This window comes from Candidatus Thiosymbion oneisti, assembly GCF_004359955.1.
Lineage (GTDB): Bacteria > Pseudomonadota > Gammaproteobacteria > Chromatiales > Chromatiaceae > Thiosymbion > Thiosymbion oneisti.
The window spans coordinates 42,860-68,216 of record NZ_SMSC01000015.1 but is presented as its reverse complement, the minus strand read 5'-3'; the positions used below and the strand labels follow the sequence as shown (position 1 = coordinate 68,216).

20 protein-coding genes and 1 pseudogene are annotated in these 25,357 nt (G+C 58.1%); 9 read left to right on the top strand and 12 right to left on the bottom strand.

Going from position 1 to position 25,357, the window contains the following annotated elements; all coding sequences use genetic code 11:
- Window positions 1–18: 18 nt before the first annotated feature.
- The 4 genes from fusA to E1958_RS10335 form a co-directional block, all read right to left on the bottom strand.
- Window positions 19–2,112 (bottom strand): elongation factor G, encoded by a 2,094-nt coding sequence (gene fusA / locus E1958_RS10350; protein ID WP_133511814.1) that lies wholly within the window; start codon window positions 2,110–2,112, stop codon window positions 19–21.
- A 45-nt stretch (window positions 2,113–2,157) separates the two neighbouring features.
- The gene (gene rpsG, locus E1958_RS10345; RefSeq protein WP_089726770.1) at window positions 2,158–2,628 is read right to left on the bottom strand and encodes a 30S ribosomal protein S7; all 471 of its coding nucleotides are present in this window, start codon (window positions 2,626–2,628) and stop codon (window positions 2,158–2,160) included.
- A 251-nt stretch (window positions 2,629–2,879) separates the two neighbouring features.
- Window positions 2,880–3,254 carry a 30S ribosomal protein S12 gene (rpsL, locus tag E1958_RS10340; RefSeq protein ID WP_089726772.1) on the bottom strand — a complete coding sequence of 125 codons (375 nt, stop codon included), beginning with the start codon at window positions 3,252–3,254 and terminating at the stop codon, window positions 2,880–2,882.
- A gap of 848 nt (window positions 3,255–4,102) precedes the next feature.
- Entirely contained in the window at window positions 4,103–5,920 is a 1,818-nt protein-coding gene (locus E1958_RS10335; RefSeq protein ID WP_133511813.1) for a pentapeptide repeat-containing protein, read from the bottom strand.
- A gap of 1,378 nt (window positions 5,921–7,298) precedes the next feature.
- Between E1958_RS10335 and E1958_RS10330 the strand changes: the two genes are divergently transcribed.
- A complete protein-coding gene (locus E1958_RS10330) occupies window positions 7,299–7,907 on the top strand; it encodes a fibronectin type III domain-containing protein (protein WP_165742006.1) in 609 nt (202 codons plus the stop codon).
- Between the two features lie 403 nt (window positions 7,908–8,310).
- Here E1958_RS10330 and E1958_RS10325 read toward each other — a convergent pair whose 3' ends face one another.
- Complete coding sequence (locus E1958_RS10325; RefSeq protein ID WP_133511868.1) at window positions 8,311–10,206, bottom strand: propionyl-CoA synthetase; 1,896 nt, start codon at window positions 10,204–10,206, stop codon at window positions 8,311–8,313.
- 1,188 nt (window positions 10,207–11,394) lie between these two features.
- On the opposite strand from E1958_RS10325, the gene cysS reads away from it, so the two are divergent.
- The 3 genes from cysS (at window position 11,395) to E1958_RS10310 (ending at window position 16,259) form a co-directional block, all read left to right on the top strand.
- A complete protein-coding gene (gene cysS / locus E1958_RS10320; protein WP_133511811.1) occupies window positions 11,395–12,777 on the top strand; it encodes a cysteine--tRNA ligase in 1,383 nt (460 codons plus the stop codon).
- Window positions 12,778–12,863: 86 nt separating this feature from the next.
- Complete coding sequence (locus E1958_RS10315; RefSeq protein ID WP_133511810.1) at window positions 12,864–14,669, top strand: AAA family ATPase; 1,806 nt, start codon at window positions 12,864–12,866, stop codon at window positions 14,667–14,669.
- 228 nt (window positions 14,670–14,897) lie between these two features.
- Window positions 14,898–16,259, top strand: a complete 1,362-nt coding sequence (locus E1958_RS10310; protein ID WP_133511809.1) for an alginate O-acetyltransferase AlgX-related protein — start codon at window positions 14,898–14,900, stop codon at window positions 16,257–16,259.
- 146 nt (window positions 16,260–16,405) lie between these two features.
- Here the strand turns inward: E1958_RS10310 and E1958_RS10305 are convergent, their stop codons facing one another.
- From E1958_RS10305 to E1958_RS10285, 6 genes are all read right to left on the bottom strand, one after another.
- The gene (locus tag E1958_RS10305; protein WP_133511808.1) at window positions 16,406–17,041 is read right to left on the bottom strand and encodes an SPOR domain-containing protein; all 636 of its coding nucleotides are present in this window, start codon (window positions 17,039–17,041) and stop codon (window positions 16,406–16,408) included.
- A gap of 1 nt (window position 17,042) precedes the next feature.
- On the bottom strand, window positions 17,043–18,803 hold the full coding sequence (gene argS, locus E1958_RS10300) for an arginine--tRNA ligase (protein WP_133511807.1): 1,761 nt from the start codon (window positions 18,801–18,803) through the stop codon (window positions 17,043–17,045).
- A 202-nt stretch (window positions 18,804–19,005) separates the two neighbouring features.
- The gene (locus E1958_RS20865; RefSeq protein ID WP_208108590.1) at window positions 19,006–19,482 is read right to left on the bottom strand and encodes a hypothetical protein; all 477 of its coding nucleotides are present in this window, start codon (window positions 19,480–19,482) and stop codon (window positions 19,006–19,008) included.
- On the bottom strand, window positions 19,457–19,840 hold the full coding sequence (locus E1958_RS20860) for a hypothetical protein (RefSeq protein WP_207787805.1): 384 nt from the start codon (window positions 19,838–19,840) through the stop codon (window positions 19,457–19,459). Before E1958_RS20860 ends, E1958_RS20865 begins: the two co-directional genes overlap by 26 nt.
- 24 nt (window positions 19,841–19,864) lie before the next feature.
- The gene (locus tag E1958_RS10290) at window positions 19,865–21,316 is read right to left on the bottom strand and encodes a DNA methyltransferase (protein WP_207787806.1); all 1,452 of its coding nucleotides are present in this window, start codon (window positions 21,314–21,316) and stop codon (window positions 19,865–19,867) included.
- The gene (locus E1958_RS10285) at window positions 21,306–22,289 is read right to left on the bottom strand and encodes an IS481 family transposase (RefSeq protein WP_133511806.1); all 984 of its coding nucleotides are present in this window, start codon (window positions 22,287–22,289) and stop codon (window positions 21,306–21,308) included. Before E1958_RS10285 ends, E1958_RS10290 begins: the two co-directional genes overlap by 11 nt.
- A 337-nt stretch (window positions 22,290–22,626) precedes the next feature.
- On the opposite strand from E1958_RS10285, the gene E1958_RS10280 reads away from it, so the two are divergent.
- Window positions 22,627–23,337, top strand: coding sequence for a hypothetical protein (locus tag E1958_RS10280; RefSeq protein WP_133511805.1), 711 nt, complete (start codon window positions 22,627–22,629; stop codon window positions 23,335–23,337).
- Here the strand turns inward: E1958_RS10280 and E1958_RS21280 are convergent.
- Window positions 23,295–23,465: pseudogene (locus tag E1958_RS21280) on the bottom strand (transposase); the annotation flags it as partial. The gene E1958_RS10280 and the pseudogene E1958_RS21280 overlap by 43 nt on opposite strands.
- Window positions 23,466–23,944: 479 nt before the next feature.
- On the opposite strand from E1958_RS21280, the gene E1958_RS10270 reads away from it, so the two are divergent.
- From E1958_RS10270 to E1958_RS10255, 4 genes are all read left to right on the top strand, one after another.
- Window positions 23,945–24,223, top strand: coding sequence for a type II toxin-antitoxin system RelE/ParE family toxin (locus E1958_RS10270; protein WP_133511804.1), 279 nt, complete (start codon window positions 23,945–23,947; stop codon window positions 24,221–24,223).
- A complete protein-coding gene (locus tag E1958_RS10265; protein ID WP_089724721.1) occupies window positions 24,223–24,516 on the top strand; it encodes a HigA family addiction module antitoxin in 294 nt (97 codons plus the stop codon). Before E1958_RS10270 ends, E1958_RS10265 begins: the two co-directional genes overlap by 1 nt.
- An 80-nt stretch (window positions 24,517–24,596) precedes the next feature.
- On the top strand, window positions 24,597–24,875 hold the full coding sequence (locus tag E1958_RS10260; protein ID WP_133511803.1) for an RpnC/YadD family protein: 279 nt from the start codon (window positions 24,597–24,599) through the stop codon (window positions 24,873–24,875).
- 195 nt (window positions 24,876–25,070) lie between these two features.
- Complete coding sequence (locus E1958_RS10255; protein ID WP_133511802.1) at window positions 25,071–25,253, top strand: hypothetical protein; 183 nt, start codon at window positions 25,071–25,073, stop codon at window positions 25,251–25,253.
- Window positions 25,254–25,357: the final 104 nt, after the last annotated feature.

Below are 25,357 nucleotides of genomic sequence, written 5' to 3'. Positions count from 1 at the left end.
CCCCTGTCTCGCTGATTACTATTTTTTGGAGATGGCCTCGGCGATACTGGCCGGGACTTCATTATATTTAGCGAACTCCATGCTGTAGGTGGCCCGTCCCTGGGTGGCGGAGCGCAGGTCCGTGGCATAACCGAACATTTCCGCCAAAGGTACCCCGGCGCGAATAATCTTTCCCGAGGGCGCATCATCCATACCCTGCACCATACCGCGCCGGCTGTTGAGATCGCCCATGACGTCGCCCATGTAATCCTCCGGCGTGACGACCTCCACCTTCATGATCGGCTCCAGCAGGACCGGCTTGGCCTTTGCGGCCCCCTCCTTGAAGCCCATGGAACCCGCGATCTTGAAGGCCATCTCGCTCGAATCCACCTCGTGGTAGGAACCGTCGTAAAGGGTAACCTTCACATCCACCACCGGAAAGCCCGCCAGGATCCCGCTCGCCAGGGCCTCCTCGACGCCCTTGCCCACCGCGGGGATGTACTCCTTGGGGACCACGCCGCCGACGATCTCATTGACAAACTCGAAGCCCGCGCCCGGCTCCTGGGGCTCAATGCGCAGATACACGTGCCCGTACTGTCCGCGACCGCCGGACTGGCGGACAAATCTGCCCTCCTGCTCGACCTGGGCGCGGATGGTCTCGCGATAGCTGACCTGGGGCGTGCCTACATTGGCCTCCACATTGAACTCACGCTGCATGCGGTCGACGATGATCTCCAGGTGCAGCTCGCCCATACCCGAGATGATGGTCTGGCCCGACTCCTCGTCGGTACGCACCCGGAAGGAGGGGTCTTCCTGGGCGAGTTTGAATAGGGCGACGCCCATTTTCTCTTGGTCGCCCTTGGTCTTGGGCTCCACCGCCACCGAGATGACCGGTTCGGGAAACTCCATGCGTTCCAGGGTAATGAGGGCGTTCTGGGCACACAGGGTGTCGCCGGTGGTCACGTCCTTCAAACCGACGGCGGCGGCGATGTCACCGGCGCGGACCTCCTTGATCTCCTCCCGCGCGTTGGCGTGCATCTGCAGGATGCGACCGAAGCGCTCACGCTTGCCCTTGACCGGGTTGAAAACAGTGTCGCCGGACCTGAGCACACCGGAATAGACCCGAAAGAAGGTCAAAGTGCCTACGAAGGGATCCGTGGCGATCTTGAACGCCAAGGCGGCGAAGGGTGCCTCATCGGTCGACGGGCGTTCCTCTTCCCGCTCGGCGGCACCACCGGTGATCCCCTTGATCGCGGGTACATCGATGGGTGAGGGCATATAGTCGATCACCGCGTCCAACATCGCCTGCACGCCCTTGTTTTTGAACGCGGAGCCACACAGGATCGGGACGATCTCGTTGTTCAGCGTCCGCGCGCGCAGGCCCGCTTTGATCTCTTGCGCGCTAAGCTCCTCACCCTCCAGGTACTTCTCCATCACCGCTTCGTTGGCCTCGGCGGCCGCTTCGATCATGACCTCGCGCCACTCCTGGCACTGCGCGACCAGCTCCTCGGGGATCTCCCGGAGCGCGTAGTTCATCCCCCGCGACTCCTCGTCCCAGACAATGGCCTGCATGCCGACCAGATCGACGACGCCCTTGAAGTCCTCCTCCGCACCGATCGGGAGCTGAATGGGCACCGCATTGCCGCCCAGGCGTTCCTGCACCTGTTTGACGACGCGCAGAAAGTCGGCGCCCATACGGTCCATCTTGTTCACGAACGCCAACCGCGGCACGCCGTACCGGTCGGCCTGGCGCCACACGGTCTCGGACTGGGGCTCTACCCCGCCGACGGCGCAGAAGACGGCACAGGCACCGTCGAGGACCCGGAGAGAACGCTCGACCTCGATGGTGAAGTCCACGTGCCCGGGGGTATCGATGATATTGATGCGGTGCTCCGGATACTGCATATCCATGCCTTTCCAGAAGCAGGTGGTCGCCGCGGACGTAATGGTGATGCCGCGCTCCTGCTCCTGCGCCATCCAGTCCATGGTCGCGGCGCCATCGTGCACCTCTCCGAGCTTGTAGGAGATACCGGTATAGAACAGGATCCGCTCGGTAGTCGTGGTCTTCCCCGCATCGATGTGCGCCATGATGCCGAGATTGCGACAGCGATCGATTGGTGTATTGCGTGCCACGAGTCTATCTACCCACAACGAACTTTACTGAATCCGACGGCAAGCTCACCAACGATAATGAGAGAAGGCCTTATTGGCCTCCGCCATGCGATGGGTGTCTTCCTTCTTCTTGAATGCGGTACCCCGGGAGTCCGCCGCGTCCATCAGCTCCCCGGCCAGGCGCAGGGCCATGGATTTCTCCGAGCGCTTGCGGGCGGCATCGATGAGCCAGCGCATCGCCAGGGAGTTACGGCGGGTCGGCCGCACCTCGACGGGCACCTGATAGGTGGCACCGCCGACCCGGCGTGACTTGACCTCCACCACCGGGCGCACGTGCTCCATCGCCTGGTCCAACAGGTCCAGGGGCTCCGCGTCCTTCTTCTTGGCCACCTGATCGAGGGCGCCATAGATGATGCGCTCGGCAACCGACTTCTTGCCGTCTTCCATAAGCATATTGATGAACTTGGCAAGCAGCTCGCTCCCGAACTTGGGATCCGGCAGGACCTGACGGCGGGCAACGATGCGTCTTCTCGGCATGACTGAAGGCTCCGACCACTCGACCTCAACTGGGAATTCTTTTTTTGCCGCAAATGAACGCAAATAAACGCCAATCAGTCGCGATCGGCTCGCCATCATCGACGCTTCTTGATCCATTTAGATTATTTTTATTTGCGGCCATTTGCGTTTATTTGCGGCTAACTTTTCCGTGGGAATCCTGCCGGCTCGATGTTAGCGGTAGCTTTGAGAGCACCGTTCTCAAGGCACCCTTATCCTCGCTGAGCCCGAATTCAGCTCTTCGGGCGCTTGGCGCCGTATTTGGAGCGACCCTGACGACGGTTCTCCACCCCGGTCGTATCCAGGGTTCCCCGGACCGTGTGGTAACGCACGCCCGGCAGGTCCTTCACCCGCCCACCGCGGATCAGTACCACCGAGTGCTCCTGCAGATTATGTCCTTCGCCCCCGATATAAGAGGTAACCTCATAACCATTGGTCAAGCGCACACGGGCCACCTTGCGCAGGGCCGAGTTCGGTTTCTTCGGCGTGGTGGTATAGACGCGCGTACACACCCCGCGCTTTTGGGGGCAGGCCTCCAAGGCGGGCACATTGGTCTTGGCAACCTTGCGCTTGCGCGGCTTGCGCACCAGCTGGTTGATCGTCGTCATGCGTAACCATCTCCACCGGCGCTTACAGACGCCTGCCACAGGGAAAACCGAGAGGTAAAACCACCTTTGCCGCCGCACCGGACTAGGGCGGCGACATCAGACCTCTCGCGGTTGACCTTCAGAAGGGCCCGGGCGCTGGACACCCGGCAGAAAATAAAAGGAGCCGGCACGGACTGCCGGCTCGATTAAGCTGGAGGAGTATAGGGATAGGGGGCGGTGGTGTCAACTACTGGCCTTAGCTGTCTTGTCTTTTATCCGCAGATTACGCAGATTTTCACAGATTGAAAACGAGCCAATCTGCGAAATCTGCGGATTGAGTATGGGAAAACCGATAACGCAATGGCGCAAAGATCGCTTGGGTTCTTCTTTGCGTCTTGATGTCCTTGCGTTATTTTTTGCGGTGAACACCTGCCGACCGTCTCAGGAACGCTTGCCTGTGCCGGCTATTGTCTTAAGGTCTGTAGGATGGACGTAGGATGCGGTGAGCGCGGTAGGTCTCGCAGGATGGCACTATGAGAAGGCGCGAACCGCATCGATTGATAGGGGACGGTCTTGTCGGTCGGGTTAGGCGCGTCTTTGCGCTGGTGAGGGATGCAAACACCTTCCAACGCGCCGTAACCCGACATTTGATCTCGGACGCTCCGCTTTGCCCATCCTACGGGTGCTTTGTGCCTTATGGTTCGGCAAAAGGCGCGGCGACGGCGCTTTGGTTCTTGGACGGCCCTAATCCAAAGCGGCGGCGGGCTTGGTGCCGATCGCCGGACAGGTGCGACCAGCCAAACTTCCGACACACTCCGCGGCGCGGAGCTTCCGCGTTCCCACGCGGCGCGTGGGAACGAGAAAAACGGTCATTGGTCTTCTTTGAGCACTTCGGCCAGCACGGGACACTTCCCGGACTCGGCCTTGGCCCGGAGTGCCTCTGCCAACGCCGGACTATCCTCAATCTCGGACTCGGACTCGAACTCGGCCTGCCGCCGCATGCTTTTGGCGATGTAGCGGTCGGTGCAGGCGAGCTCGGCGCGAAGCTCGGCGCGATAGTCCGCGCGCGCCTGCTCGAATTCGGCCACATCCGGCGGCGCCGGCCAATCCGCGAACAGACCCTGTTGATCGTGCATGATTTTAGATCCCTGGGTCGGTAAGATCTCCATCGGCTCTGAGCTCGAGTCGGAGGTGATAGATCGGAAGCGTTCGATGGCTTCCGCGATACGTTCACGTCCCTCCTGAGACCAGTGTGCTCCTTCCTGCTCCAGCATCTTTTCCAGCGCCTCGGCTTCTGAAAATACTTGCTCCAATCCATCATCCGGCAGATATAGGCCCCGCAGATCGGCGAGCGAGAGTTTCGCATCCTGGAACCTGGTTCCGTAGACCACCGCCTCTCGGAGATCCGCGCCCTGGAGCTGCGCCTTGGAAAGATTCGCGCCCTGCAGATTCGCCCGTCGGAGATCCGCGCCTTGCAGATTCGCCTTGGAAAGATCCGTACCCTGCAGCCGCGCCCCGAAAAGGTTCGCGCCTTGCAGATTCGCCTTGGAAAGATCCGTACCCTGCAGCCGCGCCCCGAAAAGGTTCGCGCCCTGCAGCTGCGCATCGGAAAGATCCGCGCCCTGCAACCGCACCCACCAGAGCGTCGTGCTCCGCAGCTCCACCTCCTTAAGGTTCGTGCCCTGCAGTTGCGCCCCCCCGAGCTTCGCGTCCTGGAGCTGCGCTCCCCTGAGCTTCGCGCCCTGGAGCTGTGCTCCCCAGAGCTTCGCACCCTGCAGCTGCGCCTTCCGGAGATCCGCACCCTGCAGCTGCGCCTTCCAGAGATCCGCGCCCTGTAACTGTGCCCTCCGGAGATCTCTACCCTGTAGATCCATCTTCCGGAAATCCGCACTCCGCAGATCCAACAGGGTCCAGATAGCGAAGAGCAGCAAGCCCGTGAGCACCAGGGCGCCCCACATGCTCATGCGGCTGCGCCTGGGGCGGGACCATCGTACCCGCCAGTATCCGGAGCGGAAGGAGACACGCGGCCAAAAGGCCCACATGCGCCAGGATCGGGACCAGGGCCACCAGCGCCCGGAGCGGGAGAATAGGCGGGGCCAAAAGAACCACAATAGCAACAGGTCGGAGGTGACTGCCAGTTGGTGACCGAATGTGATCTGCTCGCTGTGATAGGACAGGAACCGATATTGGGTGATCATCAACAGGACGATGGGGATCAGTAGAATGGTGAAGATAACCGCCGTCTTGAATGCCCAGCGGATCAGCACTGGATGGTGCCTGCCGACGATCACATAGCTGAAGATCAGGGGGAAAGGCAGCTCCCGGTGGGTAGCTTCCAACTCCGGCGGGAGGGATCTTCTCAATGCACGGTCGAGATTGAACAGCTTGCGTGACAGCAGGAAGAACTGGCTGAGCAGATGGGCATGGAAGATCAACACCAGCACAGGGACAACAACGTAAAATCCAGTCAGGGGCAGCTCCACATCGAACACCGGCAACTGGACGTGGGACCTCTCCAGGAGGAGCTGTTCGTCAGTGGTCAAGAAGATGGTGATCGCTACATAGAGGGCGAACAGAAGAAAGATAAAATAGAGTGTGCGCACATGGCGCGCGGCTTCGTCCGCCGCGGTGCGCAGGACCGCGAGCTCCCCCTCTTGGAATGACCAGTAATCTTCGTTACTACTCATCTTCTCTGGCTCCCACGCTCCAGAGGGTGTCGCAAAAGTCTTGTAGGTCGGGTTAGGCGCACCTTGCGATGCAAGAGTGGGCAACCGAGGTTGAACGCGCCGTAACCCGACATTCAAGGCCGGACTGCGGCATCGTGTGTCGGGTTACGGCGCGCCCGAATCCTGTTGCCCAACCGAATCCACCGAAGCACGCGCCTAACCCGACCTACACTGCTACGGGCTCCCACGCTCCGAAGGGTGTCGCAAGAGTCATTTCGAACCACAGAGAATACGGAGAAAGGAAGCGGCCGATGCTCTGCGTTCTCTGTGTCCTCTGTGGTTTAAACTTCACAAATTGGCAACCGATGCCACCGCTTTTGCGATACCCCCTCCAGCGTGGGAACGAGCATGCGGTAGGGTGGGCTGTGCCCACCGACGATCGTTTTTATCTTTATCCACAGATTACGCAGATTTTCGCAGATTATCTTTTTCTAATCGTGGAAATCTGCGTAATCCGTGGATAAACCTTTACCCTCACCGCCGCCGCAATCGCGGTATCCGGCGCGCGCGCCTGACCCGTCTACGGGCTCGGGAGACCTCCCGCGACTCGGAGCAAGCCCATCGAGCGCCGGAAAAGGAGTTCAGGGAATCCGTGCAGGCCTGCAGGGGTTCCGACAACACCCGCCGGGACTCAAGTAAAGCCCGCTCGTAGCCCAAGTAAATTTTCGCGGCCCGGAGCAAGCCCGCCGAGCGCGAGAATAAATTTCTACGCTTCAGAGTAAGCCCGCCGAGCACCGGAAAGGGAGTTCAGGGGATCCGTGCAGGCCTGCAGGGGTTCCGACAATACCCGCCGGGACTCAAGTAAAGCCCGCTCGCAGCCCAGGTAAATTTCAGCGGCCCGGAGCAAGCCCGTCGAGCGCGAGAATAAATTTCTACGCTTCGGAGTAAGCCTGCCGAGCACCGGAAAGGGAGTTCAGGGTATCCGTGCAGGCCTGCAGGGGTTCCGACAATACCCACCAGGACTCAAGTAAAGCCCGCTCGAAGCCCAGGTAAATTTCCGCGGCCCGGAACAAGCCCGCCGAGATCGCAGGTAAATCTCTACGGCTCGGAGCAGGCCCATCGAGCGATGGAAAAGGAGTTCAGGGAATCCGTGCAGGCCTGCCGGGGTTCCGACAATACCCGCCGGGGCTCCGATAAAACCTATCGCAGGTCGGGGAAGGCGTATTGAGCGTATGGAAAGGCCCGCCGCGGGCTTGCCAAGGCTGGTCGAAAATCGGGAGAATCCCCCGCACACCTCGAGTGGCCCGCCGCGGCGGCGGGATTATCTTTATTTTTATCTTTCGCGTTCTCCGGATCCGCCGGGATGCCCGAGAACGGAACCTATGGAGGAATAACGATCATGGCAACCTTTCCCAAGGCCGAAGCCGAGATCCAATCCCTGGCCCATGAGATCAGGACCGGGCTGCAAGGCCACCCGGACCTGTATCCGAGTCCACCGGTAACCGAAGAGGAGCTCGGCAAGGCACTCAAGGTTTATACCCGGGCCGCGGATGCCGTCACCGAGCAACAGGCAGCGGTCAGTCATGCCGTCAATGTCAAGCACGAGACCCTGGAGGCGTTGACGGATGCCATGAAGCGGATCCTGAGATACGCCGAAAATGTGACCCAGTTCGATGATGCGAGCCTGAAATTCCTGGGCTGGGGCGGACGCCGGAGTGGCACCTCATTGGAGCCGCCGGGCCAGACCCGTTCCTTGGAGACCCCGCGCCGGGGAGAAGGCTGGATCTTCCTGAACTGGAAGAAGCCGGAGGATGGCGGCAAGGTGGCGGCTTACAAGGTTCAGCGCCGGGAGGAGGGCTCGGAGGACTGGATCGATGTGGGCACGGCACTCGCAACGGAGGCGACCCTTTCCGATCAACCCAGGGGCAAGCAATTCGTCTTCCGGGTCGTAGCCATCAACAAGGCGGGAGAGGGCGAGCCGAGTAATGGGGTCTTGGCGGTACTCTGAGAGTCGGTGTCCATCCGTGGTTCTCTTTGTCGGGACGATCTCTCGTTCCCACGCGCCGCGTGGGAACGCGGAAGCTCCGCGCCGCGGAGAGAATCAGGCATATGCCCACCATTCCGTTCTTGCAATAGCTCAAGCGGTCCGCACAGCGGACCCTACCCTAACTGAACCACGGATACACACGGATCGACACGGATCGGCCATATCCGCGTCTCGGATGGCTCCATATCCGTGTCCATCGGTGTCCATCCGTGGTTCTCTCTGTCGGGACGACTACAAGGGGTGAGGCATCCGGCGGATGGCGCAAGCTTATCCGCCCTACGCGGGCTTGGCCGCTGGAGCGGCCACAACGGCATTCCCACGCTGGAGCGTGGGAACGAGCCAAACAGGACCCGGATTTTGGGTTTCACGCGTGTCTGGCGTAGCCGATGCCCCGTAGGGCCGTCTCGATCTCGTTCAGGATCTCGGGGTCGTCGATGGTCGCCGGCAGCTTGTAGTCCTGGCCGTCGGCGATGCGTTTCATGGTGCCGCGCAGGACCTTGCCGGAGCGGGTCTTGGGCAGGCGTGCCACTACCGTCACCTGCTTAAAGGCGGCCACCGGGCCGATCTTGGCGCGCACCAAGCCGACCAGCTCGGCGAGGATCTCCGCGAGCTCTCTGTGCACGCCTTCCTTGAGGACTACCATACCTACCGGCAGCTCGCCTTTGAGGGCGTCCGCCGCACCGATGACGGCACACTCGGCCACGTCCGCATGGGAGGCCAGGACCTCTTCGATGGCGCCGGTGGAGAGTCGGTGTCCGGCCACGTTGATGATGTCGTCGGTGCGGCTCATGATGAACAGATAGCCGTCTTCGTCTTTCAGGCCCGCGTCGCCGGTCAGGTAGTAGCCGGGCTGGACGCTCAGATAGGCGTCGCGGTAGCGGTCGTCGTTCTGCCACAGGGTGGTCAGACAACCGGGGGGCAGGGGCAGCTTGATCATGATGCGGCCGAACCGGCCCGGTCCCTGTTCTGTCCCCTCCTCGTCCAGGATCCTCACGTCATAGCCGGGGACGGCCTTGGTAGGCGACCCGGGCTTGACCGGCAGCTGCTCGATGCCGAGGAAGTTGGCGGCGATGGCCCAGGCGGTCTCGGTCTGCCACCAGTGGTCGATCACCGGGACGGCGAGGAGCCGCTCGGCCCAGGTGAGGGTATCCGGGTCGCAGCGTTCGCCGGCCAGGAACAGGGCCCGGTAGCCGCTCAGGTCGTATTTCCCGAGGAACTCCCCGCCCGAGTCCACCCGCTTGATGGCCCGCAGCGCCGTCGGGGCGGTGAACATGGTCGCGACCCGGTGCTCGCTGATCACGCGCCAGAAGGCGCCGGCATCCGGGGTCCCCACCGGCTTGCCCTCGTAGACCAGGGTGGTGCACCCGTAGAGCAGGGGCGCATAGACGATGTAGGAGTGGCCCACGACCCAGCCCACGTCCGAGGCGGCCCAGAAGACCTCTCCCGGCGTCATGCCGTAGATGTGCCGCATGCTCCAGTGCATCGCCACTGCGTGCCCGCCGTTGTCGTGCACCACACCCTTGGGGGTGCCGGTGGTCCCGGAGGTATAGAGGATATAGAGGGGATCGGTGGCCGCCACCGGCACGCAGGGGTGGGGTTGGGCGCCGGCCATGGCCTGGGCCCAGTCCAGATCCCGACCCGCGACCAGGGTGCCGGGTGCCTGTTCGCGCTGCAGCAGGACGCAATGCTCCGGCCGGTGGCTGGACAGGGCGATGGCTTGATCCACCAAGGGCTTGTAGGGCACTACCCGGCCGGGCTCGATACCGCAGGAGCCGGCGACGATGACCTTGGGTTTGGCATCCTCGATGCGGGTGGCGAGCTCCCCGGACGAGAAGCCGCCGAAGACTACGGAGTGGACCGCCCCCAGGCGCGCGCAGGCGAGCATGGCGATGGGCGCCTCGGGCACCATGGGCATGTAGATGATGACCCGATCCCCCTTGGTCACCCCCAGCCCGGCCAGGACCCCGGCGAAGCGGGCGACCTGGTCCCGCAGCGCCTGGTAGCTGTAGGTGCGCTGGGTGCCGGTGACCGGGCTGTCGTAGATCAGGGCCGCCTGCTCGCCGCGGCCCGCCTCCAGGTGGCGGTCCAAGGCGTTGTAGCAGGTGTTGAGCTCGCCGCCGACGAACCAGCGATAGAAGGGCGGAGTGGTGTCATCGAGCACGCGATCCCAGGGCTTCTCCCAGTGGATCGACCGCGCCGCCTGGCCCCAGAAACCCTCCGGATCGGCGAGCGAGCGTGAATAGACCTCGGCGTAGGACATGGTGACCTCCTCCACTTGGTTTATACCCTGTGCCGCAAAATCCAATGCCATTAAGTTAGCTGCTGGCCGCTGGTTGTAGTCGGTCGGATTAGACCTGTACCCGACGTCGAGACATCCAAACGATGTCTGAACCTGCCCGCGCCCGCCAACCGATTTGGTAAGAGAAAACGATGAAGTGCGCGAACAAGATCCCTCCCTTCGGTTCGGGATGACAATCCCTTCGGTTCGGGATGACAATCCCTTCGGTTCGGGATGACAATCTCTTCGGTTCGGGATGACAATCCCTTCGGTTCGGGATGACAATCCCTTCGGTTCGGGATGACAATTTCGCGCGGATTCGCGTGATTCGTCGTTTTTCCTCTTGTTTGCCAACCACAAGGCTTAACTTAATGGCATTGCTGCAAAACCCCCATACGGCGGCTATGGTTCCCCGGAAAGATCGAATATGCAAGCCCGATCCGGCGGGCCGCAGGAAAAACCACGCAGCGCGTAAATCGACTTTGGAGTGCGCCGGCAAAGCGGCGCGGCCGAATCGAACCCCAGCGCTGGGGGATACCAGCGGCCTTTACTGGGAACCTGAGCATCGGATCCCACACGCGCCGCGGCGACGGCGCTTTCCCCTAGCCGCAATGCCTTTGTCCGGAACGGGCGTGGCACCGCATCCAAAGCGGCGGGCGGGTGCTCCAGGGCCAACCCTGCGGTTACTTCGAGTACTGTGGATTCCAGCAGGTATCGGGAAAAGGCTTCTCGTCCCCACGCGCTGCGTGGGGGCGTGGAAGCTCCGCGCCGCGGAGAAGGCGGGTCGGAGCAGCATCTTGCCGGCAAATTCTGGCCGGCAGGATGCCGGCGTTCCCAGCGCAGCGCATCCCGCCAAAACGCATCCCGTCACAAGCTTCCGCGGCGCGGAGCGATCAGGTTCCCATGCGGCACGTGGGAACCAGAGAAAGTTTAAACCACAGAGGGCACAGAGAGCGCAGAGAATTGGCCGGTGCCTTTCTCTGTGTCCTCTGTGGTTCGAAAGGACTTTTGCGACACCCTCGGCAGGCCCGAGAAAAAACTACAAACTACGGATCGCGCAAATCAGCGCGCATCGATCCGTGAGGATACGCGTCCACCCTGCCCCGTTTTGCGACAGACCAGAGCTTTGTTACCATCCGCTGGATTCAAGGACTTTTCGTGCTTCCCAAGATGCTTCAGATCTACAACAGCCGGACCGGAAAGAAAGCGGAGTTCGTACCTATCGACCCCGGTCGGGTACGCATGTATGTATGCGGCATGACCGTCTACGACCTGTGCCATCTGGGCCACGCCCGGGTCATGGTGGTGTTCGACCTGGTCTACCGTTATCTGCGCGCGCGCGGGTACGAGGTCGAGTACGTTCGCAATATCACCGACATCGACGACAAGATCATCGACCGGGCTAACGAGCGGGGGGAGTCCTGCGGCGCGCTCACGGAGCGCTTTATTGCCGCTATGCATGAGGATGCGGACGCCTTGGGCATCCTGCCGCCGACCCAGGAGCCCAGGGCCACCGCCCATATGGAGGAGATCCTGGCCATGATCCGGGTCCTGGTGGACAAGGGCCATGCCTATGTGGCCGCTAACGGCGATGTCTACTATGCGGTGGCCAGCTTTGACGGCTACGGCAGGCTCTCGGGCAAGGACCCGCGGGAGCTGCGCGCGGGGGCCCGGGTCGAGGTGGGCGAGGCCAAGCGTGATCCGCTGGATTTCGCCCTGTGGAAGGCATCCAAGCCGGGGGAGCCGACCTGGGACTCCCCCTGGGGCGCGGGCCGGCCCGGCTGGCATATCGAATGCTCGGCCATGTCCACGGCCTGCCTCGGCAACCACTTCGATATCCACGGCGGCGGCGCGGACTTGCAGTTTCCCCATCATGAGAACGAGATCGCCCAGTCCGAGGGCGCCACCGGCGAGCCCTTTGTCAATTGCTGGATGCACAATGGCTTCGTGCGGGTGAACGAGGAGAAGATGTCCAAATCCTTGGGCAACTTCTTTACGGTGCGCGAGATCCTGTCCCGCTACCGCCCCGAGGAGGTGCGTTACTTTATCCTCACCAGCCATTACCGCAGCCCGCTCAACTATGACGACGAGCACTTGGACCATGCCCGCGCTGCACTCACCCGCTTCTATACGGCGCTGCGGGGCCTGCCGGAGGCAGCTCCCGCCGGTGGCGGGGGCTTCCGCGCGCGTTTCTACGCCGCCATGGACGACGATTTCAACACCCCGGAGGCCCTGGCGGTGCTGTTCGACCTGGCGCGGGAGATCAATCGGGTGCGGACCAAGGACGTGCAATCGGCCGCAGCCTTGGGCGCAGAACTCAGGGCCTTAGGCGGGGTTTTGGGTATCCTCCAGGACGACCCGGAGGCCTACTTGCGCGGGGAGAATTCCGACGCAGGTCTGACCGATGGACAGATCCAAGCGCTGATCGACCGGCGCGTCGCGGCCCGCCAGGCGAAGGATTGGACCACGGCCGATCGCATTCGCGACGAGCTCCAGGCCGCCGGCATCTTGCTGGAGGATGGGGCAGATGGAACCATCTGGCGGCGGGCCTGATTCCGCATCGATACCTAAAGGTAGTGGTAAATTTTTAAACCACTTGAAAAATTACCACTACCTAGCGTCTCGAAAGGCTCCCAACCATGAATCCCACGCACACGAAATTTCCCTATGGCATCGCCGATTTCCAGGCCATTCGAGAGGAAGGCTACCTGTATATCGACCGGACCGACCGCATCCCGCTCTTAGAGGAAATCGGCAAGCAGATCCTTTTCCTTCGCCCCCGTCGCTTCGGCAAGAGCCTGTGGTTATCGACCCTGGAAAACTACTATGATCTGGCGCGTAGCGAGCGCTTCGACGGAATCTTCGGGGGACTGAAGATCGGCCCAAACCCCACGCCCCGACGTAACGGCTATATCGTCATGGTCTGGGATTTCTCCACCGTGGATACCCAGGGGGATATCGATTACATCCGGGGTGCACTCTACCGTCATATCAATGTTTGCATCAGCCGGGTTCTTGGTCGTTACCCCGAGCTCGAACGGTTCTCCCTGAGCGACGATGCCATCGCCAACTTCCAGGCCCTGGTGAGCGCGATAGACCGGACCGGACACAAGCTCTATCTCTTTATCGACGAATATGACAGTTTCGCCAATGAGGTATTGGTGAGCCGGTTGCGGGGGGCCGATCGGTATCGGGACCTGGTTTCCGGGGAAGGGGTACTGAAGAGTCTGTTCAAGGCCATCAAGAGCGTCGCCCGCGGCCAGGGGCTGGATCGGGTGTTCATGACCGGCGTCTCGCCGGTGGTGATGAGCGACATCAGCAGCGGTTATAACACCATAAAGACCATTTCCGATCACCCGGAATACAATGATCTGTGTGGCTTCACCACCGACGAGCTGCGCGGCATCCTCGACCGGGTGGCCGCTGAATGCGGGTTGTCCCCGGAGCAGGCCGATGAGGCCATGGAGACCATGCGCACCTTTTATAACGGTTATCGCTTCTCGTCGAAGAAGGCTTCCTCGACGCACGATTCCCTGATCTACAACCCGACCCTGGCCATCTATTTCCTCGAAGAGTTAGCGAAATATTGCGAGTACCCGGCCAGGATCCTGGACAGCAACCTGGCCATGGACCGCAACCGCATCCAGTTCGTCGCAGGATTGCCCCACGGCGAGCGGCTGGTCACCCAAGCCCTGGCCGCCAATGAGGCCAACCCGGACCAGAGTATCTTTATCGACCGACCGGCCGACCGCTTCGGGGTCGAGGATATGTTAAATGCCCCCCGCGACGACACCTTCCTGGCCTCGCTGCTCTATTACCTGGGGGTGCTCACCCTGGCCGGGCGCGATGAGCAAGGCAGATTGCGCCTGACCATCCCAAATCTGGTAGTGCGCAGCCTCTACGCCGAGCGCCTGTACGATGCCCTGGTGCCCGAGTACGAGGACCGAGAGACGCGGCGGGCGGCGGCGGATCGCTTCTACGCCTACGCCGATCCGGAACCCCTGTGCGATTTCATCGAACAGCGGTTCTTCAAGGTATTCGACAACCGGGATCTCCGCTGGAGCAATGAGCTCACCGTCAAGACCGCCTTTCTTACCCTGCTCTTCAACGATACCTTCTACATTATGGACTCGGAAACGGCTATCGACCGAGGTTACAGCGATTTGAGCCTCATCCTCCGCCCGGACATGCGCAAATACAAGCTCCTCGATCACCTGCTGGAATTCAAGTATCTCCCATGGAAGGCATTGGGAAGGAACAGCGAGGCGGTGCGGGGTATGACCCGCGAGGAATTGCGGGAACTGCCGCCCGTGACGGAACAGCTGAATCGTGCCGGGGCGCAACTGGCCCGCTATCGGGAGACCCTGGAACGGGTCTATGGTAAAAAACTGAGACTACACACCCATGCGGTGGTCTGCATCGGATTGGAGCGGTTGGTGTGGTAAAAGTCCTTTCGAACCACAGAGGACACAGAGAACACCGAGAAGGGCACAGGCCAATTCTCTGCGTTCTCTGTGGTTTAGGGGCGTTCTCAATTAACAAATTGTCTAAGTGCTGTAGGCTGGGTTGAGGAACGAACCCCGGCTTTTCCGGTCCGCAATGCTGGGTGCTGGGTTTAGCCGTCCCTGGCCGCAACCCAGCCTACGGGCTTGTGAACAGGACCGGTTCACAGAATGACTATCGGCAAACCTACTCGGATACTCCTGCATCTGTTTACGGGCGGGATAGTGTCGCTTACGGCCATCCTGATAATGCTGAGGCAAATTCCTGGTTGGGAACCAGTGCAAACGCTGGTTCTGGCGGCTGGATCAGGGATCATTGCATTGGGCTTCGTACCTAACTTAGGGTTTGTCTCTCGTGCTTCAACGGATATCTGCCTGTCAATACTGAGCCTATTCACAATCCTTACACTCTGTGAAGGATTCTTTAGAATCATCGAGTTCGACTTTGCTCCTAGTCGGGAACGCGCCTGGCGAAAGACTCCTACCTATTACCGGAAGCCAACCGTACCAACTGGAGAGGTCTTCTTCAGGCGCCCTGGTCCACAAACCTGGACCGGTCAGGTTCGAAATACAGTCCTGATTCAAAATAACATCGAACCTAATCCCTACAACAATGAGCCCGTGATAACCGTCAAATACAATAAACTAGGATTCAGAAACCCGGATGACCTTTCGGACTGGGAGATTGCTGTAGCGGGTGACTCATTTGTTGAATTGGGTTATCTGCGATACGAAGAATTGTTCACAACGATACTCGGCAACATCCTCAATAAGAGAGTTTTGAACCTGGGCACAAGCTACACCGGCCCTCTCACTCAGTTGAGCTACCTCCGAGATTATGGTATCTCCTCAAGTACAAAGCATACTGTTATCGTTTTTTTTGAAGGTAATGATTTAGGTGGGCTTGCTAGAGAATATGCAGCGCTAACCGGCCGGCAAGCGAGTGGTCAACGTAGCTATCGTGAGTTCAAAAGACAAACTTCCTTAGCGAAAGCGTTTTATGAACTACTCAGAAACTCGGTTAGATCCTGGCCCGGACCAATCGATCTTGCGAATGCTCACTTCAAATCCCCACACGGCGATATACCAGTCACACTGACGTACACGCCGCCGGCTAAATCCGAAATATCCGCAGAGAACATTCAACAGCTCAACTATTTTTTTAGCGGATACGCCAGCTTTGGAATAGAACGGCAAACTATCGGCTGGATTGCGTACATGCCAAGCAAGCGGAGAATTCTTGATGGGCAGCTTCGCTTTAATCGTCTAACAGACGAAAGGTTCAGGAGCTGGCAGCCAAGTGACCTTCCTGAATTGATCTCCGAGTTGTGTGATCAATATGGAATTAGATTCATTGACTTGACGCCGGACCTGGTTGAGGAAACCAGAAACAAGGGACATCTTGTTTATAACTCAATCTACGACACTCACCTTAACTCGGTCGGCTCTCTAGTCGTCGCGCGAGTGATGGCAAAACATCTGGCAACGCAGGGTCCACGGTCACCGAACAAGGCCCTGCAGCCGACACGGTAACCCGCGCGGCTAATCGCTACCGTTCGGAGAATTTGCTTACTGCATACCGCGGATCAGCCGCATTGGCATAGATGCCACCACTCGGAGCCACGCTTTAGCCAATGGAACATGCTAATCTACGCAGGCCGTAATGCAGGCATCTTCTCTCATTTCAACCTAATGGCAATGGCCTGCAAGCCATTGCTGCTCAACAAGGTGCGAGTCTTGTTCACTTCCTGCCTGCCCCGGTACGGACCGGCGCGCACCCGATGGTAGTCCTTACCCTTTACCGTCACCTGCTGGATGCTGGAGCGGATGCCGAGCAGGGCAAGCCTGGCCTTGAGTTGTTCCGCATCGGACGCCTTGCGTAAAGAGGCGACCTGCACCAGATAGGAGGCGCCGTCTCCGGTAGACCTTTTCGGTTTCTCCGTTTTGGCCGTCTTCCGAGGTTTGGGGGGCGTTGCCGCTCGCGATGATTCTTTTTGCTGCCGAGATTTCGGTGCGGGCCGCGGCGGGGGTGATGCGGTGCCACCCACCTCCTCGTTGGGGACTTGCACCTTCAGCTCCGGGAGGAGCCGGTGGAAGACGAAGCGGGGTTTAGTAGGCGGTTTCGCTTGAGCCTGGGCTTGGGCTCGGGGGCTCGCGGCGGCCGGCGGAGGCCTCTGGTCCTGCAGGGTCCAGGCCAGACCGACCCCGAAGGCGCCGACCACCGCGCCGGTGACGAACCAGAAGAACCCGGAGCCTCCGCGCCGGGCGGGGCGGGGCCTGAGTCTCTCCTTGGTCTTGTAGTCTCTCGTTGCCATGTCACATACTCTCCGGGGCCGATACCCCGATCAGATCGAGCCCGTTGCGCAGCACCTGTCGCACGGCCAGGATCAGTTTAATACGGGCGTCACGTAGGCCCTCATCCTCCACCAAAAACTGGTGAGCGTTGTAGTAGGTATGGAAGTCGTTGGCCAGCTCCCGTAGGTAATGAGCAAGTTGGTGGGGTTCCAGGGCGAGCGCCGCCGCCTCCACTACCTCCGGATAACGGGACAGGACCTTGAGCAGGGCCTGCTCATGGGCCGCCGTAAGCCGCTCCAGGTTGACCTCCCCCGGGCTCGGGTCCACTGCCATACCCCGTTCCGCCGCCTGGCGCAGCACGCTACAGATCCGGGCATGGGCATACTGGACATAGTAGACCGGATTATCCGCGGACTGGGACTTGGCGAGATCCAGGTCGAAATCCAGGTGCTGCTCGCAACGGCGCATGATGTAGAAGAAGCGGGCCGCGTCCCGCCCCACCTCCTTGCGCAGCTGGTGCAGGGTAACGAACTTCCCGGAACGGGTAGACATCTGGGCCCGCTCGCCCCCACGATAGAGGATAGCGAACTGCACCAGCAGCACGTCCAACCGATCGGGGTCGTCTCCCAGGGCCGCCAGGGCCGCCTTGACCCGGGGCACATAGCCGTGATGGTCTGCCCCCCAGATATCGACCACCCGCTCGAAGCCACGTTCCAGCTTGTCCAGGTGATAGGCGATGTCCGAGGTGAAATAGGTCGTCTGGCCGTTGTCGCGTACCACCACCCGGTCTTTCTGGTCCCCGAAGGCGCTGGAGCGGAACCAGAGCGCGCCGTCCCGTTCGTAGAGATGCCCGGCCGCGCGCAGGCGCTCGATGGCCCGCTCGATAGCACCGCGCTCGGTCAGGGAACGCTCGGAGAACCACTCGTCATAGTCCACCCCGAACCGGGACAGGTCGTCGCGGATATCATCCAAGATATGCTTGAGTCCTCGGTCGAACACCAGCCGGTAACGATCGTCACCCAGTAAGCGGCGGGCACGTGCGATCAAGGCATCGATGTGGACCTCCTTGTCGCCCCCGGCCGGCTCGTCGGGGGGCAGACCGGCGCAGACCTGGTCGCTGGCATAACGGTAGTCGTCCCCGTGCTCCCGATGCAGAGAGGCCGCGATGTCCCAAACATAGTCGCCGCGGTAGCCGTTACTCGGGAAGGGGAGGTCCTCCCCACACAGCTCCAGATAGCGCAGCCACACGGAGATGGTCAAGATATCCATCTGCCGGCCGGCATCGTTGACATAATACTCGCGGTGGACCCGGAAACCTACGGCCGCCAACAGATCCGCCACCACTGCGCCGTAGGCGGCACCACGGCCATGGCCCACATGCAGGGGACCGGTGGGGTTGGCGGAGACGAACTCCACCTGGACCCGTTTGCCGGCGCCGACATCGCTGCGCCCGTAGGCCGAGCCGGTCGCCAGGATTTCGGGGACCCGGGCCTGGTAGGCGGCAGGGGCGAGGAAGATATTGACAAAACCGGGGCCGGCGATCTCCACCCGCTCGATCAAGGGGGACGGGGGTAGCACCTCTACCAGGCGTGCGGCCAGGTCCCGCGGCTTGGTACGGGCTTGCCTGGCCAGGACCATTGCCGCATTGGAGGAGAAATCACCATGGCGCTGGTCGCGGGTGCGCTCCACCTGGACATCCGGGAGTCCGTCTCCCGGAAGGAGGCCGTCAGCAGTGAGCCGCGCCAAGGCGCCAGCGAAAAGATCCTCGACCTGTTGCTTCATGGGTTTCTAAAGAGAGCCGAAAAACCGATGCAGAATACCAGGAAATCCCGGTTCAGAGCATTTCCTGATGATTCGCGTCCAAGGACCAGCGCATCTTTCGAGTCGCCCTTGAGGACCCGCACCCTGGCCAGCCAAGCCGTCAGGAACGCTCGCAGTCGGGTAGGTCAGGCAGAGGTGCGTACTACTTCCCTTGCGGATCGGACTAACGGAGGTCTCCATTATCCATGTTGCGCTTGCGGTATGCAGCGAGATCATCTTCGTCGATCTCTTCAGGCGGGACAAGGCGGTAATGCTTCTCCGAAGCAATCACAACGCTGTCTTTGCCGTCCTCGAACTCAAACAGGACAATCAACTGATCCGGCATGAACTGAGCAGCAATCGGCCTGCATATCAACTTTGGAAATTTATGCTTACACATCGCTACATCCTGCTCGATCTGGACGATGCTCAGTCGGTCCGTTTTGCCTTTGGCTTGTACTGGAAACACATAGTGCACCCCGCGCCGGTCGACACCGATGTAAATCTCATCGGTCTCGACCTGACCCAGTGACGGTACAGACGTGCGCAGATGACTCTGCAACGGATAACAGGTTACTCGAGTAAAGATGTCCACAAGCCGGTTGTAGCGCAGTTTAGCCAGCAGCGCCTGTTCGTCATTGAGGGCATACATCGAGGTCATTGAGGGCATACATCGAGATCACACCCGGCGTGGCATCCGGCACTTTTGTCTCTGCCATCCAATGCGTCGGTTCAATCTTTGCTACTTTCGTGGCCACGAAGCAATACTTGCTTCTGCCGGCAGGACGAATGATCCATTCTTCGCCCTTCGGCGCATGCCGTTGAATCGTCTCCGGTAGGGGAACGCGATAACGGAAGCTGTAAATCACATCGCCCAGGTTCTTCGGCAATGTGATGCCCAGTTCCCCGGCTACCTGTTCGATATCAGCTCTGTCGAACTGGACTTCTCGGGAGCCCTGCTTGTATCCCGACAGGAATAGCTTCTCTATGATCTTCGTGTACCTGTTTGCTTCCGCCATCCGTTCAATCCTTGCGCGAGATTGTTACTTCCCAGGCCATCGCAGCCGGACGACTTCTTCTCTTAGTTGTTCTTTCGTTGCCGTTGCCAGCCGTGTGCGAAACAGGTCGATATCATCGACCTCGTATCCCAGCGATTCGGCAATGTCCGCCAGCAATTGGCCGGTCCGAATCATTACCCGTAAATAGGATGCCTGGTCGCCCACTACATAAGCAAGTTGTGCTCCCGGTCGCAATGCTTTTCGCAACACGGCCAGATGCCGCGCCATACCGCCGAAATACAACTTGGTTACCCTGTGATACAAACGTTCAAAACCCGATGTCTTGCCGAGCTCAATGCGACGTTCTTCGATCTCCCCGGCAATCCGTTGAATCTCCGCATGGTTCTCGATCCATGCGTCATCGTCATCGGCCTTGTACACACTTCGCGTGTTCGATCTGACTAGAGACTTTTTCAAAGCCCGCAGGTCCACCTTGTCTTTTACAAAGCCCAACAGCACCGTCTCAAGCCGCGTGGTACGTGTATAGTCCTTTTCATTCGGATAAGGAGGAGACGTGAACACTGCATCAATCGAGTTCGGCTTCAATAGTTCGATGACATCGCGGGCATCGCCGCGATGCACCATTGTGCTTGCGCCATTTACCTCCGGCAAATGTTCCAGGTCTTCCGCTATCGCCTGGATCCTGCTCAGCCATGGCGCAACCACCGGGGCATCCTCTTTCTTCTTGCCAACGCCGATCTCCGGGCCGAAACGCAGGTTGCTTATGTCATCCACCAAGGCATTGGCGAGTGCAAGACGCTCGTGTTCATAGTAGCGTTTATCCCGGTTTTCTTCGATAGTCTCCATGAGCACGAGCGTCTTGTGCATCGGTAGCGGGCTCACCGAACCTTTTAGAAGAAGCGTCCCTATGTCTTCCGGCAACCGTCTCAACTTCTCAGTCTCGTCGGGTTGTTCCGCAAAGAAGGGGATGTCCTGAATGCCGCTTGCTTCAAGCTTAGCAATCGTCTTTTCGGCTATCTTCTTTGCGTGGTCGAGAAGACGCCGAGGCATTGGTGACCAGTCCGTCTTAACCTGACTTGCGAAATGGGCCATCGGCAGGGCTTCGATCCCGATACTGGAAATGCCCATCTTCTGGCATTCGACAATCGTTGTGCCGGTTCCGCAGAATGGATCAAGAACGATTTTCCCATTCTCGATCCCGAAGTCTTCCAAGTAATCACGGACCAGGTGGGGTGGGAACGACAGCACAAAGCGGTACCATCGATGCGCTGCGCTGTCATCATCCTGCAGCCTGTTGGCAACCTCGTTTCGGTAAACTACCGGAGCTTCCTTGCATACCGTCTCCACTACTCGTGTCATTGCTTCACAACCCGGTTCTGATTTCTGATCAGCGATATCCGCCGCCGCACGCGTGGCCCACTCTGGAAACGCCAGGGCCGCCTTCGTCTCGCCCGGTTTTTGGTTCTTATCTGTCAAGTCCCGCCAGATTATAGACACGTTTTTTGAACAGATTGGGTTGTTTTTGGTACCAGCTTTTCATGGCCTGGAGGGGAAGCATGTGGCCCAAGGCCTTTTGTGGAAGGTGTTGATTATAGACCTGGACGTAGCGTTTGATGGTGTCGGTCAAGTGCTGGGCTGAGTCGAAGCGGGTGGTGGCCAAGACGTCAGCGATGCGGCCGTTGAAGCGCTCGATCATGCCGTTGGTTTGGGGGGTTCTAGGTTTGATCAAGCGGTGTTCGACGTGGTTGGCAGCGCAGACCTGATCGAAGGCATGGGCACCGGTGGGCTGGCGTTCACCGGTGGCACAGAAGCGGTCGGTGAATTCCTTGCCATTGTCGGTGAGAACCTTGGTGATGGTGAACGGCGCCTGCTCGATCAAGCGCTTGAGAAAACCGCTGGCGGAGGCGGCTGACTTGTCCTTGAGGAGTTCCACGTAAACCCAGCGCGTGGCGCGGTCGATGGCGGCGAAGAGATACTGCCGCTGGTCCTCATCCGGCATTTGGGGCAGGTACTTCACGTCCACGTGCACAAAGCCGGGCGCGTAATCCTTGAAGCTCTTCACCGGCGGCTTGGCGCCGTCCTCCTGGGGCATCAGCGCCTTGAGGTTCGACACGCCATGGCGGCGCAGACAGCGGTCCAGGCCCGAGCGCGAGACCTCGCCGTGGATGAACTCGCGGGTCACCGCCAGCAGGTCATCCAGGGGCAACAGCAGGCTCTCACGCAAGGCCACGACCACCGCTTCCTGGGCCGCGCTGAGGGTCGCCTGGAGCCGGTGCGGGCGGTGGGAGGCATCATCTGTCCCTTCGCGTCGGCGCCATTTCGCAACCGTGTGGCGATTGAGGTGGTAGACTGCTGCCAATTCCCGGTTGCTCACTGACGCGGGCTGAGCCTGGAGTTCCAGACGGATGGCCGGGGTGGTGCGGGCGTGCTGGTGCACGTGGATGTTCATCAGGGTAATCGCTCGACTCAGGATTCGGGTGATGTGAGGATCAGATCAGGCGCTCCTGATCAGCCCCGCGGCTACCTTGCCGGTTCCTTCCGCTCCCTCTCCCGCAAGCAGCTGTAAGACTGCTCTTGCCTGCAACAAACGGATAGCTCCTCCTTGGTATATAATCACACGGGACCTGACAGTTCTTCTGGCCGGGCCATTAGCAACTCGTTGATAGAGATATTCATAAGTTCGACGAAGAAGTGATCGTTATGGTATAGAAGGCGTTTCGACGTATTTAAACACGGCGACTCGCCGTCTACTACCTGTTAGAAGCCTAAATTTACAGGAGAACGAAATGTATATATCTGAGTTAGGGAAAGCCGCTATTGAAGGAATCATATCGATACCAATGGATTTGGCATACGGGGTAAGGAGAACGTATGAAGATGTTGCTGGTGGAAAAGCTGTCCAAGCAGAGAATCGCGCTGAGCGAGAAAGAGGTATGCGTGCAATAAAGATGGCAATTAATTTCGGTTCTTCGGAAGCAGGCCCTATTAGTAAGATGGTAAAAATAATTCTTACGGAATTTTACGACTTACTACCAGATTCCACTGTTGAAGCAATTGCCAAAAAGGCCGGGGTTGGCGTGAGTTTCATGATAAGCAGAGTATCTACACAAGTTGCTTTGACAACTCTTGTATCCCAAAAACTAGCCAAAGAAATTGCCGCTAAAGCTGTTGCTCGTCGCGCGATCAAATTCGGAGTAGGCGTGGCAGCGTCCGCACTGTTGATTCAAGGCTTTATAGAAAAAGTATCGGAAGCAAGCAAACGATTGCAACGGATGCATCCTAAAATTTACAGCTTATTCAAGAAAAATAATTTAGACATGGCTTATATAATAGTTGAGGATAGCATGGCGCCAATCCTAAAAGCTATTCAAGTTCATGATCAAAATATTGATGAGTTTACTCAACCACTATGCACTAAAGTGCATAGGTTGCCCCCTGGACTGAAAGTCCTAAATCATTCCAGGATCATGTTTCCTGTATCCATGTTGGGTGGGTGACGGTGAGGCTCCAAGTATTCTTGAACCATTTCGTCTGTTACATTCCCTGTTGTCCAGGCAACATATCCTATCGCCTAAAAACACTTTCCCCAATATCGTTTTTTTAGCTCGGGGAATTCGCTTTGAAGAAACGCTATGGTTACTGCATCTTTGATCGCTCATTAGCTCATTATAGAATACCTGTGTAGCAGCTAAAGCCTTGCACTAAAGTGCATAGTTTTGGACTAGCGTGCTGGGACAATAAATTAATTGAGAACATTATCAATGATTACTAAAAAAATAATCTCACTGTTGTTTGATTCAATATTTTTTTTCTTAACGGCAGCAATTAGTATATTTTTGTTCTTTTTTGTAAGTGAAGGGCTGGCTAAGGACACTTCTTCACCAGCTATATACGGAGGGATATCTGCTATTACAGCGTTGGTATCAATGTATTTAGTTTATTCTTTTATCTCTAAGATACTAGAGAAATAGTAAGCGGGCTTCTAACAAAGCCATAAACTCGGATCGCAAAAAGCGCCGCTCGTTCCTCGCTCTGCTTTTTGCTCCCGGTTATGGCTGGCGTTAGGCGGTTTGACACTGTTGCGCAACATGCTACACTTACTGAATGATCAAGTCCTTCAAGCACAAGGGCCTAGAGAAATTCTATGTTTCTGGCAGTACTAAAGGCATTCAGGCAAAACAAGCAAATAAGCTTCGTATGCAGCTTGCTGCCTTAGATACTGCCCACCACATTGAAGACCTTGATATCCCTGGCTATCGGCTACACCAGCTCAAAGGCAGCCTCAAAGGACTATGGTCTATTACTGTAAATGCCAACTGGCGCATCACTTTCGAGTTCTCCGATGGTAATGTATATATTGTTAATTATGAGGATTATCACTAATGGCTATGCACAACCCTCCGCACCCCGGCGAGTTCATTCAGGCCACTTATATGCAGCCATTTAATTTAAGTTGCCGCTATTTAGCTGAACAACTGAACGTAGCCGCTTCCACCCTTAACAGGGTATTAAAAACTCAGAGTAGTATTAGCCCTGAAATGGCAATACGCCTTTCAAAAGCTTTAGGCCGTAGCCCTGAAAGCTGGCTTGCCATGCAGGATGCATATGATCTTTGGCAGGCAAAAAAGCGGGTCAAGCTTGGCAGTGTCCACAAAGTTAAAGTAAACGCCGCATAATAAGCCATTTCAGCTGACTGGCTATGCCGGCGGCTGAATTCAGTCGTTAGCGTTTCAATCACTCAATACCAGTTGATCATTTGATTATTTCTACTGAAGGCTACTACAGTTATGTAAAAAACGGATTGTTTGAGAAAATTCATGGTAGCAAAAAATTTATGATTCGCGCAATTGCTGAAGAAATATATCGGAATGAAGGCAAAAAAGAGGGTAAAGAAGAGGGGTTAAATGAAGGGATTCAACTAGGACGAAGAGAGGAAAAAATTGAAATGGCAAAGGTAATGAAGCAAGAAAAAGTCAGTATAACGATTATTGCTAAAGCTTCAGGGCTTTCAATCGAAGAGATTAAAAAACTATAAGGCCGAGAGAGAAAAGGAGCTAGGCTCAATTGATAGGTCGTTTTTCACAGCTCATTCGCCTAACATTCGGCTGCAAGCGACCCAATGCCGCGGTCCGGCTCCTCAGCAACTTTCAAGCTCAGTGCCAATGCCATTTGGGCTTAGAATAGCTCAAATCAGGCCAGTAATGCCATTACGAAGGGGGAGACCAAATCAATGTCTAATCACAGCGGTAGCTATATGCTAAACGATGTACTTAACACGCTCCAACGATATTCGGTATTCGATGCCTTGGGCAAAGAAAAAACACAAAAAACCGCCTTAGTTGAAAGGATAATTAAAGATATGCAACAATACTGGTTTACAACCCAGGAGAAATATTGGAAAATATGGATGTGACGAAAATCGTATTTCTCAAGGCAACAGTGTCCGGTTCCAACTTGTTGATATGCATGGATTTCTTTCTCATAGTGTCATGCGGGTGCCATTAAGCAAAAAAAGTC

Bases quoted from the DNA above. Each gene is read 5' to 3' on its own strand.
- rpsG (WP_089726770.1), bottom strand. From the start codon at position 2,628: ATGCCGAGAAGACGCATCGTTGCCCGCCGTCAGGTCCTGCCGGATCCC.
- rpsL (WP_089726772.1), bottom strand. From the start codon at position 3,254: ATGACGACGATCAACCAGCTGGTGCGCAAGCCGCGCAAGCGCAAGGTT.
- E1958_RS10335 (WP_133511813.1), bottom strand. From the start codon at position 5,920: ATGAGTAGTAACGAAGATTACTGGTCATTCCAAGAGGGGGAGCTCGCG.
- E1958_RS10330 (WP_165742006.1), top strand. From the start codon at position 7,299: ATGGCAACCTTTCCCAAGGCCGAAGCCGAGATCCAATCCCTGGCCCAT.
- E1958_RS10325 (WP_133511868.1), bottom strand. From the start codon at position 10,206: ATGTCCTACGCCGAGGTCTATTCACGCTCGCTCGCCGATCCGGAGGGT.
- cysS (WP_133511811.1), top strand. From the start codon at position 11,395: ATGCTTCAGATCTACAACAGCCGGACCGGAAAGAAAGCGGAGTTCGTA.
- E1958_RS10315 (WP_133511810.1), top strand. From the start codon at position 12,864: ATGAATCCCACGCACACGAAATTTCCCTATGGCATCGCCGATTTCCAG.
- E1958_RS10310 (WP_133511809.1), top strand. From the start codon at position 14,898: ATGACTATCGGCAAACCTACTCGGATACTCCTGCATCTGTTTACGGGC.
- E1958_RS10305 (WP_133511808.1), bottom strand. From the start codon at position 17,041: ATGGCAACGAGAGACTACAAGACCAAGGAGAGACTCAGGCCCCGCCCC.
- argS (WP_133511807.1), bottom strand. From the start codon at position 18,803: ATGAAGCAACAGGTCGAGGATCTTTTCGCTGGCGCCTTGGCGCGGCTC.
- E1958_RS20865 (WP_208108590.1), bottom strand. From the start codon at position 19,482: ATGACCTCGATGTATGCCCTCAATGACGAACAGGCGCTGCTGGCTAAA.
- E1958_RS20860 (WP_207787805.1), bottom strand. From the start codon at position 19,840: ATGGCGGAAGCAAACAGGTACACGAAGATCATAGAGAAGCTATTCCTG.
- E1958_RS10285 (WP_133511806.1), bottom strand. From the start codon at position 22,289: ATGAACATCCACGTGCACCAGCACGCCCGCACCACCCCGGCCATCCGT.
- E1958_RS10280 (WP_133511805.1), top strand. From the start codon at position 22,627: ATGTATATATCTGAGTTAGGGAAAGCCGCTATTGAAGGAATCATATCG.
- E1958_RS10270 (WP_133511804.1), top strand. From the start codon at position 23,945: ATGATCAAGTCCTTCAAGCACAAGGGCCTAGAGAAATTCTATGTTTCT.
- E1958_RS10265 (WP_089724721.1), top strand. From the start codon at position 24,223: ATGGCTATGCACAACCCTCCGCACCCCGGCGAGTTCATTCAGGCCACT.
- E1958_RS10255 (WP_133511802.1), top strand. From the start codon at position 25,071: ATGTCTAATCACAGCGGTAGCTATATGCTAAACGATGTACTTAACACG.